The organism is Paenibacillus sp. MAHUQ-63, from assembly GCF_028765165.1.
Lineage (GTDB): Bacteria > Bacillota > Bacilli > Paenibacillales > NBRC-103111 > Paenibacillus_E.
On sequence record NZ_JARADB010000001.1, the window covers coordinates 319,699 to 333,406 of the forward strand.

Below are 13,708 nucleotides of genomic sequence, written 5' to 3' on the forward strand. Positions count from 1 at the left end.
ATTTTGAAAAAAACAGTACTCTACATTATATCACGGAGAATCCCCTTCTCACAATCTATCAATATCTGGCGTCTTGCGGCCTCGCTTCTTCTGCCAGTCCAAGTGGCTGGTGATCTCTTGTATCCGTTCGTTCTCCGAACGAAGATCCAATTCAATCATCGCCGTCAGACAAGCAATTTGATCGACCACGCTTTCCGGAAGCTCGACCTCTTCCAGCGATTTCACGATGTAGAGCAAACATTGCAGCGTTTCCTCCATCAGACTTTTCTTTTTGCCGGCAAGGACAACCTCAGTCAAAAAAATAAGGTGGTTCAGCTCTTTTTGCGCTAATTTCAAGAGGAACATCCCCTTTCCTGCTTCCATTATCCAACATTTTCCGACAACACGAAAGACCCCTTGACAATGTTAACTATAACATTTATGATTACAGTATTGATTGATGGATTCGTACACAGCTTTGCATCGCATTCAATCATTTGACAGAATGCTTTTAGAACACATCATACAAAATAAAAAGAAATCATTTTCCTGGAGGGAAACCGATGAGCACACAAGTTCAATCCGAAGTTTTGAAAGTTTTGGAGGAGCGTCACTCCGTTAAGCACTACCAAGCCGGACACCAAATGCCGAAAGAAGATCTGGAGCAATTGTTGACCGCTACTTCCTTGGCGCCATCCGCATGGAATCTTCAGCACTGGAAGCTTCTCGTCATTGACGATCAAGCGCAAAAAGAAAAACTGCTTCCTATCGCTTATGGGCAAAAGCAAATTGTTGAAAGCTCCGTTGTCATCGCGGTGCTTGGCGACCTTGAAGCGAACAAAAACGCTGAGCTTGTATTCGGACCTGCCGTTGAAGCCGGCCAACTGCCGAAAGAAGTGAAAGACAACCTCGTTGCTCAAATCAACGGCGCTTACCAATACCCGCAAGTTGCTCGCGACCAAGCGATTTCCAATGCTTCCCTTGCTGCTATGCAGCTTATGATTGCAGCCAAAGCTATGGGCTATGACACTTGCCCAATGGGTGGTTATGACGCTGCGAAATTCGTAGAAGCTTTCAACGTACCTGCACGTTATGTACCGGTTATGCTGATCAGCGTCGGTTTGGCGGCAACGCCTGCTCGTCCATCCGGCCGTCTGTCTCTGGATCAAATCACCGTGTCCAACACGTTCTAAATAGATAACGAAAAAGGCATGGCTCTCTGATGAGAGCTCATGCCTTTTTCTATGCTTTAATGCAGCTGCTCCGTCTCAAACCAAATCTCATCGATCAGCTTATTGCGATATAGCATCGAAACGTTGAATGTTTCGTATTCCTTCTCCTTATCCAGCTCCTCGAGCAATAACGTCGCGATAAGCTCGCGATCATCGGAATCGCCGGGCTCGCGGAAATCAATGAACCCCGTCAACTGGCGGGAGCTAATGTCCACCGTAGCGGTGCCGATCGGCAAGCTGCCGTTCGATTGCTGATAAATTTCATAGGTCAGCGTATCTCCATCGTCCCTGGCCAGACTGATCGTATAATCATCCGGATTCAGCGGCGCGAACGTGTCGACCTCCATATCATCCACCAAGTCCAGCAGGTCAATATGGGTCAATTCGACCGTGTCGATGGTTTCTCCGTTATACATCATATTGAAAATGAACGAATCGGTTTCATCCTCATCGAAGTCGGCTACAACCAATTCCGTGACAGCATCCATCTCTTCATCGAACGGGTCGAATTGCCATGTGATCTCCCCGACTACATCAGAACCATAAATATGGGTGGTTACCTCAGCAACCAGCTCCGAATCTTGGTCATATACATGGTACTCCACCAAATTTCTGAATTCACCGACATTCACCAGCTCATAACCTAATTGGTGCACGCGCTGATCGACCATATGCATGCTCTCCGGTCCAGCCGCCTCGTCGATATCATTGAATCGCGTTTCATCATCATTGACCCACTCATAGTCGGCGTCATCATCATCCAAATAATAAGATTCGTCTTCATGCTCATCCTCTAGGACCATCCCCTTCTCCAAGGCATGATCCGTTGCGATCACGAAATCATAATCGCCGGAGCTCACGATCACTTCGCATTCGCCGATTCCCAATGCATCAATCACATCTTGGATATAGGACTGCACGAACTCGTAGACTTGTTCTACGTCCACTTGCGTAGCGGACTGCCGCTCCAGATGAATCGAGCCCCTGAGTCGATCCGATTCCCTGTAGACTAGCGTTAACGTACCGACAAACTCCCCATTATACATCATATCGCAGACTTCTCCGCCTGCCGTTTTCAGGTCGGGTCTAAGCATCATATCGGCCACGACTCTTTTCGCCTCCTCTACAGATCTTATGATTCTCCTGTAGATTGTCCCAACTTCGACCAAATTATGAGTATTTAGGGTAAACGTCTATACACTTCTGTCCGTCAGTTCATATGCTATCCTATAGAGTCGAAAGGGAGGGATCTGACATGTCTGCTGGATACAATAATGTAGGTGCAATCTTAGTACTTTTCATCCTGCTGGTTATCATCACTAGCGCATTCGTTCTCTAATTTATTTAAAATGAAAGACTGCTCCGCCTTACTTTTGTAAGGGGAACAGTCTTTTTTTACTCGCTTGTGCCGTTAAGCCTCTGGCGTTCGGCTTCGATGTGGTGGAGTTTCGATTGGATCAAATTCGCTGTTCGCGGATGCCGCTTGGCAATATTCCGATAGATGCTCCTAGCCGTCGAGGATTTGCCGCCTCGATGAGCAATTTCTGCTAATGCATATTCGGCCTTCCACTCGGCAATTTCGTGATCTGCTGCAACGAAGCTTCTGTACGTCCGAAACGATTCTCTTGCACGCTTTAAGCCAGCCTCTGCCTCTTGATATAAAAGGTCCGCCTGCTTAATGCGGATAAGCGACAACAGATAATGAGCATCCGGGAAATCGGGCTGAATGGCCAATGCCTTTTGACAGCATGTCAAAGCATGTTCCCAATCTTGACGGCGGTAATAAATCTCGGTTAAGTATTTATACACATCGAGCATTCTTCCGAACAGTGGATTAGAAATACTTCTGCCCTCTGCCTCCATAAGCGCTTCAAGCGCCTCTTGTTCCTGGCCCGCTCCCAGCAGCTCGCGTCCAAGATAGAACCACGCCGCGGGATCTTCAGGATCTTCTTGAATCATAAGTCTCAATAATTTCACATTGCGGGCAAGCTTGTTCTTGCTCTTCATGATATCAGGTTCGTACCCGTCATGCAGAACTCTAATTTTCACCTTATGACGCCGGGCTTCAGCATTATATATACCTGTTTCCGTACTTACTTGCTCATGCACCCGCCCCCAGTATCGAAGGCCCCGACGTAGCGGAAACAAGCGCGCTTGTGCAAAATTATGTTTGACTTGCCCGTTGATGAGATTAACCTGCCATATGCATAGAATCGGAGGGATGGGCGAATGATGATAGATCGCTGCAGCTTCCCGAACATAGTGCCTGTCCTCCGTTGCCAGATATTCGTCGGCATCCATCCAGAAGACCCAGTCCGTGTTCATATGACGGAGCCCTTCATTTCGAGCTGCGGCAAAATCATCGACCCAAACAAACGGCACAATCGTGACGTTGGGATACTTCTGAGCAAGTTCAACCGTTCGATCCGTGGAACAATCAATGATCACGATCTCATCGACCGCTCCCTGAAGCGAATCCAGACAGCGCTCAATGGTAGCTTCCATGTTGTAGGTAATAATCCCCGCGGTAATGGTCACTTTCCTTGTATGCAGCAGGCCTGCAATGTCATCTCTCTCGTCGCCATCCGGTACTTTCTTTAGTGCCTCGAACACGGACACGACCCAAGCAGCTTCCGGATCGAGCAGCCAAGCGCGATTAAACACTTGCGTTGCTGCCCTCCCGCAGCCTTGATGCATCAGTGCTTCCCCTAGATAGACCCAGCTCTGAGCTTCTAGCGGTTTAACCCGAATTAGATCTTTCGCTGTGTATTCCGCTTCTTTGTATCTATGCTGTTGTAACTGCTCGATGATTGTCGCGGTAGATTGTTTCATGAGCCACCTAGTTTAAAATGAATGGTATTCTATACACAACCGAATTGTTAGTTAATTTAATAATCGCGGTAGTACTGTTCGTATTAGAAGTATTGCTGTCCACTTCAACGATGTGGATACCGCTGTCGTATTCGTTGATTCTTAAATTAAAATCGGGTGTCGTTGAACTGACCGTAACATCTTGGCCGTCTTTGTACCAATTAAATAATGAATTAACATAAATGGACTCATTACTATAATAATTCAAAGGCCAGAGATTCACTCTATCTACATACGTTACGTGATTGGATAAATCCTTGCCAATAACCGTAAACTTATAAGGCTCTTCCTCTTCGTGATCAGCTGCATCGTGACTTGCGGCAAAAGATAACGTTTTCCCATTAGTAATCCCGTATGTCAGATAGGTGCTTCCGGTAACCGTCGGGTTAGGATTCTCATGATACACAGAGTACTGGACAGTTGCTCCCTCGTGCTGCGGGAACATTTGGTCCAAGTCAATATCCAGTGTGCTGTTCTCATAAATGGAGCTGGTTGTTAAATGATTGTCCGTTAAGTCCCAATTGTATTTAATTATGAAATAGATCGATTGCTGGACGTTGTCTGCCTTCAAATGATTTAATTTATAGACCGCTTTATGAGAAACAATCTTCACGCTGGTTCCATTGATCTCAAGCGGATCATGGGGATCTTCCGGGTCTTGATAATACTCGCCTATTTCCAAAATCTCTTTATCAAAGTATGAATTCTCATCGATATCATTAAAGTAATTATGTAAATCAAGGGTAATGGAAGCCCCGCCATCTAATTCGAAAATTTCGGAAGGCCGGACCATGAATGGAATGGTTCCTGTCGTCACCCCGCCATTGCTGTCATAGACCACAACAGGGAGATATACAGGCGTATCCGATGACTTTAGAGGGGTCAGTGTCTGTCCTGCAGACGTATTATTTACTCTTATGTACTCATTTCCTGAGGATGTAAAGACAGCATTGATATAATCGTAACTTTCGTTCTCCTCATCGTCGTCCGGATCTTCATAAAACTGTTCGATCTCAAACAAGGGCAAGTCCTCATAGTAAGCACTCACATTAATATCCTGACCAGTGTACATCTCATAAGGAGTTACATCGGTCTTGGCAACTGGAGCCTGATTGTCCGGATTGTTGAAGGGATCCTCTTTGTGAATCGTCGTAGAGGCTAGATCGATATGATCCATTAATTTTTGAATGCTCGATTTATCCGGATACCTACTCGGGAAATTTTGGAGCAAAGAAACTATATGCTGAATAGTAAAATGTGAATTCGCCCCGGCACCAGCGTCAGGAACGATAACAACATTGAATTCATCTTCGTAAGTTCCCTCACCTTCATAAGGCGTTACGGTCACGGTAAAGGTGGCAAGTCCGGTTCCTGAATTGTCTACTAAAGGATTAGCGCTTATCTCAAGAATTCCATACCTTAACAGGTCTTCATTCACGCTGGCTATTGCAGAATTGTGATCAACTTCAAATCCTCTTGAGAAATAATACAGATTATTCAAATCAATGTATTTCTTGCCACCCGCAGGAATTACAATCGTTTGGAGCATATCTTCATGGTTAATCTCCGGAATCTCCGACTCCACGTTCGCCGCTGCAGGAACCGCCATGAACGGATACGCCATCAGTGCCGTACTCGCTATAGCCCCTACCCATTTCCCCTTCTTGCTATAGCCTTTCTTCTCTTTCCCTATCACTTTGCACCACCGCCATCTAGTATTCTTTCCCTCATTCTACCATAGCAGCCAATTGGGAAGAACCCCTTAAACGACAAAAATCCTCAAAAATCGAGGATTTTATGGGAAATTAATATGATAAACAATACTTAACTAGGGCTTTATGCACACCCTCGTCGTTATTGGATGCCGTCACGGCATCCGCGGCTGCCTTTACGCCTTCCGGCGAATTGTCCACTGCGATACCTAGACCGGCAAATTCCATCATTTCCAAGTCATTGTAGTAGTTTCCGATAGCTAGTATTTCGCTTGGCTCCACTTTCAAATCAGCAGCTAATGCTTTCAACGCATTCCCTTTATTCGCTTTGGCACTCATGACATCAATGAACAGGTCACCGCTGCGAATCATCCGCAGATCACCGTACAATTTGAGTTCATTCCATTCGCGCTCGACACGGTCCAACACTTCCGGCTGGCCGAATAAGGTAAATTTGACAATAGGCAGCCCGAGTTCGGATACGTCCGTTACAAGCTTGGGACTAATAAGAAACTTCTCGTACATCTTCTTCTCATACTCGCCGATACGCTCAATGTACATGTTAAACGAGGTGCAGACATCGAAATGAATGCCCTCCTGTCTCACATAAGTGAGCATAGGGGCTATTTCCTGCAGAGTAAAAGAGAACTCATTGACCAGTTCCAGTCCACGCTCATCCGCATGCACCGTAGCCGCTCCATTATGCGTTATCATTGTTCCTTCTAATCCGAGCTGCTGAAGAATGGGAAGTGTACTGGCCGGCGCTCTCCCTGTACAGAGTACAATATGGCTTCCTTGGTCATATACGTCTTGAATGGTTGCAATCGTCTGCTCCGTCAATTCATGATCGTCGTTCAACAGGGTACCGTCAACATCCAGTGCGATTAATCGGTAGTTCAAAGCTCTCTCTCTCCCTCATACCATTTTTTCGACTAATTGTACCATAGGCATGCTCCGGAAAAAACAGCTATCCGAAGATAGCTGCTCTTCCTTAATGAACTCGATGAACGCCAACGGCTTTGTTCACATTACCGATGATGTTGATTGGAACTTCGTCTTGCTTCACGACGCCGTTCCGGTAACGAATCTGAAAACGGACGATCTGCAAGCCTAAAGGGAGGCCTTCCGTCAATGATTGGAATTTGGCATCAAATAATTCTCCCGTGAACTGGGTCGGATCCCACGCCAAACCTGTTAACTTTACTGTTGCATACAACGGTTTCCCATCCAATCCGATGGTTTCGATCCACGCCGTGACCTCCTCGACAGGTGCCGGTGAGCTCTGAGCCGAGACAACGAAGATTTCCCCGGAATAAAAATCTTTAGGTGCCGCCGAGGTCTGATGCCCGCTCTTTTCATGAAAAGGCAGCCAATTATGCGTGTAAGTAACATCCGAACGTATCGTCAAAGGCATAGCAGCGACCAGCTTCGCCACCGAATGAGCAGCCCGGCCGTCCGATACGGTCAAAGTCACCTTATAGACGCCAGGGGCCAAGAAATGATGAGCAACATTTGGCGTGGAGAATGTAAGCGCAGAACCATTTGCCTGTACGATCTCCCAAAGATAGCTTAGCTGATCTCCATCCAGATCATAGGACGCATTGATGGTGTGAACGACATCCCCTTCCCAAACGGGCTTAGGCGTCCAATCAAATTCCGCAACCGGGGAACGGTTAATATAAAACCAAGTTTGCGGAGAGTAGTCCGACCAAGCTGCCCCATCATGAACCCTGACCCGTACGCGCAATTTCTGCCCAGCCGGGAGATCTTGAGTGACTTGCCAGCTTCCGACGGAGGAAGCCGAACCTTGGTCGTGCTGCCCCGAATCTGCAACTACAACATCATTAGACTCGTTCGTAATTTGCAGCTGAAAATATTTGAAAATGGTCCCCGGATCCGAATCCGTCTGATTCCACTGAAACGTTGGCCGCAATTCGGAGAAAATCGTAGGCGCCTCCAGCGAGCCTGCTGGCACCGTCATCTCCGCTGCAGGCGGCAGATTCATCATAAACCACCCGGAGTTGGACCAATCCGACCAATACGTCCCATCGTTAACACGGACCTGAACTTGCAGAGTGTCCGTTCTGCCGGCCAGTAGGGATAACCCAAATTGTTCGCTCGGTTGAGCAGTCCAAGAGTTGGCTGCTGTTCCATAGCTGCAGCGATACCAAACGCTTGATTCACTATCCAAACTGCACCCGCGTGCATATCTACCGCTAACGAAAGCGGTATACGTGAATCCCCTGCTTTGGTAAGTAACTTGCCGGCCAGCGGCATCCAGAATTCGGTACTCATATCGACTGTACGCAGTCGGGATATCCGGATCGTTTTGATTCCAAGAAGGAGATAGCACTCCGCTTGTCACAAGTGTTGGATTAGCCTGCGTTCCATTCGGGAACGTTAGGGTTGCTGAGGGCGGGAAGCCTCTTGCGAAATATTTTTCATCCCATGCCGACCATTCGCCGTGTTCATCCTGTACTCTTATTCGTATCTTGTAAGTTTTGTTTGATTGAACCTCAAGCGGATAGGCATAACTGAAAGACACGACTTGGCCGTCGCTGCTCTCGTCATGCGTCCTTACCAGATTCGGGGATCTTTGACTAATCCATTTATATGGAGGATTGCTATAGGCATCAAAGCGATAATATTGAACGTCAAGTTCGGAAGCGACAATTCTGCTTTTTGCATCATAGTCTACAGCGTTCCAAGTAAATACAGGATTCAGAGCAGCCGCTCCTGAAGGTGCATTCATGTCTGTGCTCTTATGGCTCGTAATTTCAACAAAAGGAGCGTGGTTCTCTGGCGGTGCATCTAACCATAGACGATCCTCCGCCCAATCGGACCAAGCACCGTATTCGTCTTTGACCGCTACACGAAACGTGTACATCCCCATCTCCGTAGCCCTGTTTAATTTACCTCCCATCGTGCTTCCATCCGGCTTGATGTACTCGTACCGGCGTTCGGTAATGCCGCGAGTCGTTGAATAATCTATGCCCGTAGGCTCCGTGGAAAATGTTGAGCCGCTCAACCAACGATCCGGGTCATAGCTTTGATCGTCATAAGAAATACGATAATACGGATCCTGACTAACTCTTAGCACACCTACAGGTCTGCGGTGAACTAGAACATTTCTGAAATACGGTTCAGACTCTGAAATGTACGGGGCAAACGTTGGATTGGGATACTTATATGCGACTGGGGTCGGATCATCAGCGCCAATGTACGCTATCGTGTAGATGCCCACTTTATCTAATACTCTTTGCGGAGAACCTATGTAACTTTGCAGATGCAACGCCGATAACCCGCTTTTACCGTCACCTGCGTCTAGAAATTTCGAAGCGTTCGAATGCTCGTAGGTCCACTTGTCTCTACTAACCAAATGCTCGTCATTCTCAGGGTCATAGAAGTCCGTTTGGTACGTTAATTGTTCGCCTGCAATCCCCGTATCACTGATCACCGTGTTATCTATGAGCGGAATTTTCACATAAAAGTTCCGAAAATGCGAGCCATAACCGCCAATAAAGAAACCGTAAGTGCCTTCCCCTAATGTGGAATCATTAAGTTCCAGAATAGGAACCGTCCCCAGTCGAACCTTGATATTCCCTCCTCTAACGCTGACCTTCATGTTCGTAAAAGAAGTCGCAGGCAGCCAGACGGAAGTTGATTTTAATTCCGTTCGTACCCCTCCCTCGATCTTCGCAATGCTTATTTTGTTCGTTGTCATTTCCAAACGGTACATCGTATTATGGCTTGTGGCCCGAAAGATAAGACCTGAAGGGGCATTCTCATTCATATTGGCACTCGATTGAAGGAAGTCAAATACATAATCAGCATCTTTGACGTTGGCATCCTTTTTCAACGTTTGACCAATTTCGCTTGAGGCGTATCCGGCAGAATTTGCGGTGCTCCCCTTAATTTTGTAGTAATAAAATTTGCGTTCCGAAGCACTGTCATCCGAGTCATAGCTCGATACATAACTTCCCACACTGCATGCTCCGCAAGATTTCCACTTGAAATTCCATCGCCTTAACTTGTAGTGGTCTTCTTGAAGCACAACTTGAAATTCCCCGTCAGCACTTAAGCCGGCCTGTGCAATTGTATATTTATATATTTCATTTAATGTTTGATGATTGATGGTTGAATTTGTAGGCCTTAAGCTTTTGGTCGGAAAGGAAGCTAGCTGATTGGCGAATTTATCCGTTACGACGATTCGGTTAAACCCGTCTACGACATAGACATATCCGTCAGCGGAAACTGAATAATGAGCATCTACGAATGTGTCATTCGACGTATCTTCGCCGTCCCCGCGAATAATGCTGCCATCATCGATCCTGTATGTGTTCTTGTACGCAATATCCTTAAAGATAGCAAGCTTCCTCACAGCACCTGTGGACTTGTTGACGGATACCAAGTACTCGCTGACCTTACCTAAACGGTTGGCCGAGGAGCCCCAACTCCCTGAACTGTAGGTATCTGTCGTTAAAACTTTGGACTGTTCACGGTACATATAAACTTCTGAATCCTCATAGATTCCCGTAAAAGAAGGTGCCGGAATAATTGATGCTGCAGGTACCTCCAGTCCTGTTTCAACATCCACCCAGGTGCTTTTTTGGCACCAGCATAGGTAGCTGTAAGTATTCTCAACCATTACTTTCGTGCCATCATCGTTCAGCTTTAGAATGGACAGCGGAGCGCGCGTCCCCGTTTCCGTCGGGTCGCAGTCGCCTGAGCAACCATCATACGTATAGGAGCCGGACCGGCTCCATGAGACCGTACCGTCGGCAAGCTTGCGATAGAGTGTCCATGACTCCGAATAATTATCGTCATACCTCGATGTAACTAAATCAATCGAATAAGCCCCGCCTTTCGTATCATAGGCCAAGTATTTCCCAGGATTATCCGGTGTTGGTTTGACGGTGCCTAAACCGCCTTCCATACTTGTGGTTTTTCCATTAAAAAGCGGAATAGCGCCAATAGAGCCTACACCATATCTGTTACCTAGGAATTGCGTGTTGAATAACGAAGGTACAGGAAAGGAGTGCCATGCCGTATAGGCCGATCTCTCGTACTGCTCTGGTGTAATCGTCAGGCCGATCGCCGGACCGTAATATGGCTGCTTCCCATAATGGGAAGTTAGCCCGTTCGTGGCCGTATTGTAAGTAAAGCCAATGTCTTTCGCCTTATTCAGGCTTGGATTCGTTAATGAAGACCCTTGCCATTGATCCCCAAAGGCCATAAGCATCTCATTTTCTAAGATCGTATCGAACTTTGGAGGTTCAGGGTTGGAAGAGGTGACCGTGAAGGAAGCCTCGGGGGAATCGTTTTTAATATCGACGTCAAAAGTCCTTGTGTCCGTTAAGCCCCAATCTTCTTTGGCAGTAACCGTTAATTGATACTTTCCTACTTGCATAGCAGTTAACGAAGCGGAACCGCCTACCGAAATGGAGATCTCAAGCGGCATATGGTCATTAAATATCCCATCGTTATTCTTGTCATACACATAGCTAATTTTAGTTTCAACAATAACGTCGCCATCGGGACTATAAGACATATCTCGGAATGGAATATTCCCCCTCACAGCAAATAAAGGCAAGTTAATCACAGCTGCAGGAGGCTTATCTTCAACGACATTGATGTGCTTAATAGCCTTGTTTGCCGGTAAGCTTCGTACTCCACGGTTGTCCATAACCTCAAGTGAAACGGTCTCCACTCCGATGGTCGGATAAACAGAGCGTTTATTCGTCCAAAACTCCTGTACGATCGTTCTTCCTAGCGCAGCTTTACTGCAAGCGCCATTAATCGCATTTGCCGGTAGGGGTCTATGTTGAACAACTCGATTGGGGATATTGATACAAGGGATCGGTTCCGGTCTCATGATGTCGATCGTTGCCTCTTCTTCGGTACAAGCGCCTTTATCATCACACATTCGGGCAGAAATCGTATGGCTCCCTGCCGAGGTCGCGGTTAGCCATGTTAGCTTCTCCTCTCCTTTCAAATAGCCCAAAGCGGGGAAACTTTTGATCCAGGAGCTCGAACTATTCTGAAACAACCACTCGAACGTAACCGTGTCATCATCAGGGTCGTAATGATTAGGAGCAATTTCGGGAAGGAGCCTTGCATTTAACTTATCGCCGACAACGGCCTGCGCAATTGGAGTACGGCTGGTATAATCGTTTTCGGAATACCATCCGATTTCGAATTGCGGCGGTCGATTGGGCGGCCTGGAACCAATCGTAAACTTTCCCTCATAGAAATATGAGGTTCCCCCACAGCTGTCCTCCAATTTATATTCGACATGGACTTCCCCGCTAGTTATATTTCCCGGATAACCCGTAAATCCCATCATGCCATATGCAAACAAAGACATATCACTTGTTGCCGTACTCGTTAAACGGCTCCAACCGTACTGAACGGAGGCTCCGGTCGCTTGCGACAAAATGAATCTGCCACGCACAGGGGTACAGCCCGTGGAAGGTATTTTCCAATTCGCTTTAATCCTATTGGATTCCTTCCAAGTTATAGCGGGCCGGTCTGCCGAGGTCTTCCCTATGTAGCCGCCGCCTGTAGGCCCGCACGAGGTTTGCGGGGTAATGATTGTGGTGATTGTGTTATTCGAAGCACTTGTTTCCGGAATGTCGTCATTGGCATCGACTGTGAGTGTGATGCTTTTGACCGTGTTGAATGTGTAGGGGATGATTTCCGTTAGGGGAACATTATTATTTAGTCCTGCTGTATAAATGAGGGTCTTGATAATCGCACCGTCTGCTGCTACCGTTACCGTGAATCTAGTTCCTCTCGGTATGTTGATTCCGATGTTTTTGAAGGTGATTTTCAAATCGGTGCTAATTCCTGTTTGAACACAGGGGTCTGGCTCAATGGAGAGCGCAGCCAGGTCGGCTTTGTTGGGTGGGGAGTACGTGACGTCGATAGACATTTGGTATTTGTAGGTGGTTCCACTCCATAGTCCTATTGCGTACATCGCATAGTTACGAAGCAATCCTCCTGAACCATCTGGGTCTGGGAAATCACGAATTTGATCTGGTGGTACAGATCCATCCAATAACATCATAGTACGAATCATCCCTGTGCCGGGAGTGTCACCTTTACCAAATGCCAACGGTTCAGCACCGTAGTCAGGGCTATACTTTTCAGCTTTAATGATTTGGATGCTGCTTTGATCGAGCTTATCAGGATCCGTAATATCAGCATCGGTGCCTGATAAGCTTGTAGAAGACTCCTGTAAAAACCATTTCATAGCTTTTGGTACCTCATAGGCAGTTGTGACAGCGTAACCTTCTTTATCATAATTAGTTACCTGATCGCCACTTGCACCTTTAGAGCTATATAGCGGAGATAGATACGTGTACCTTAAATCAGGTCCATAAGTGTTAACATTGTTGTAATTAAATAGAGTAGTTAAATAACGTAACCTTCCGTTCTTCGGAATACTACCTGGGTAAGGTGATGGGTTTCCTTTAACTCCATCAAACTCTACTGCAACAGTCTTACTCCCTTTATGTTCCCATATTTTTCCCAACGGTTGCCTATAAATTTGATGCATTGGATTTGTTTCGGACTTACCATAAACCTTAGTTTTAGCACCATTTAGATTGTTCACAGTTACTGAAGTTGAAGTAAAGGTCACGATTCCATTAGACTCAGTTTGATTATTTATAGTTACTCCGGTTATGTTACCACTAATTAAATCGCTTATATCTTTAGAAAATGACTTAGCCTGCGCTGAAGAATATTGAGGTAATACAGATAAGGAACTGTAGGTACCTTGTTCAAAATTATAATACAATCTAACAGTAGAAGCAGCTTGAGACCTATCAGCATTAAATAGTGGTATTAGTATTTCGATTAGAATCAAGAACAATATCACCCTATTGCTTAGTTTACGCAGTTAAGTCC

Annotated in this window: 8 protein-coding genes; 2 read left to right on the top strand and 6 right to left on the bottom strand. The window is 46.4% G+C overall.

Annotation, left to right across the window (positions count from 1 at the left end; translation table 11 throughout):
- Positions 1-48: 48 nt before the first annotated feature.
- Positions 49-336 (bottom strand): hypothetical protein, encoded by a 288-nt coding sequence (locus tag PUT07_RS01175; protein WP_274465891.1) that lies wholly within the window; start codon positions 334-336, stop codon positions 49-51.
- 206 nt (positions 337-542) lie between these two features.
- Here PUT07_RS01175 and PUT07_RS01180 point away from each other — a divergent pair, with 206 nt between their 5' ends.
- Entirely contained in the window at positions 543-1,172 is a 630-nt protein-coding gene (locus tag PUT07_RS01180; RefSeq protein WP_274465892.1) for a nitroreductase family protein, read from the top strand.
- Between the two features lie 56 nt (positions 1,173-1,228).
- Here the strand turns inward: PUT07_RS01180 and PUT07_RS01185 are convergent, their stop codons facing one another.
- Positions 1,229-2,308, bottom strand: a complete 1,080-nt coding sequence (locus tag PUT07_RS01185) for a hypothetical protein (protein WP_274467422.1) — start codon at positions 2,306-2,308, stop codon at positions 1,229-1,231.
- A 158-nt stretch (positions 2,309-2,466) separates the two neighbouring features.
- Between PUT07_RS01185 and PUT07_RS01190 the strand changes: the two genes are divergently transcribed.
- Complete coding sequence (locus tag PUT07_RS01190; RefSeq protein ID WP_274467423.1) at positions 2,467-2,550, top strand: YjcZ family sporulation protein; 84 nt, start codon at positions 2,467-2,469, stop codon at positions 2,548-2,550.
- A 56-nt stretch (positions 2,551-2,606) separates the two neighbouring features.
- On the opposite strand, the gene PUT07_RS01195 is transcribed toward PUT07_RS01190, so the two are convergent.
- From PUT07_RS01195 to PUT07_RS01210, 4 genes are all read right to left on the bottom strand, one after another.
- Complete coding sequence (locus tag PUT07_RS01195) at positions 2,607-4,043, bottom strand: TPR domain-containing glycosyltransferase (protein ID WP_274465893.1); 1,437 nt, start codon at positions 4,041-4,043, stop codon at positions 2,607-2,609.
- Positions 4,044-4,050: 7 nt separating this feature from the next.
- Complete coding sequence (locus PUT07_RS01200; RefSeq protein ID WP_274465894.1) at positions 4,051-5,778, bottom strand: hypothetical protein; 1,728 nt, start codon at positions 5,776-5,778, stop codon at positions 4,051-4,053.
- 109 nt (positions 5,779-5,887) lie between these two features.
- Complete coding sequence (locus PUT07_RS01205) at positions 5,888-6,694, bottom strand: Cof-type HAD-IIB family hydrolase (RefSeq protein ID WP_274465896.1); 807 nt, start codon at positions 6,692-6,694, stop codon at positions 5,888-5,890.
- A 91-nt stretch (positions 6,695-6,785) separates the two neighbouring features.
- Positions 6,786-13,667, bottom strand: a complete 6,882-nt coding sequence (locus PUT07_RS01210; RefSeq protein WP_274465898.1) for a PKD domain-containing protein — start codon at positions 13,665-13,667, stop codon at positions 6,786-6,788.
- Positions 13,668-13,708 lie beyond the last annotated feature (41 nt).

What these genes read in the sequence shown, in the direction of transcription:
- PUT07_RS01180 (WP_274465892.1), top strand. Translation starts at nt 543, where the DNA reads ATGAGCACACAAGTTCAATCCGAAGTTTTGAAAGTTTTGGAGGAGCGT.
- PUT07_RS01185 (WP_274467422.1), bottom strand. Translation starts at nt 2,308, where the DNA reads ATGATGCTTAGACCCGACCTGAAAACGGCAGGCGGAGAAGTCTGCGAT.
- PUT07_RS01190 (WP_274467423.1), top strand. Translation starts at nt 2,467, where the DNA reads ATGTCTGCTGGATACAATAATGTAGGTGCAATCTTAGTACTTTTCATC.
- PUT07_RS01195 (WP_274465893.1), bottom strand. Translation starts at nt 4,043, where the DNA reads ATGAAACAATCTACCGCGACAATCATCGAGCAGTTACAACAGCATAGA.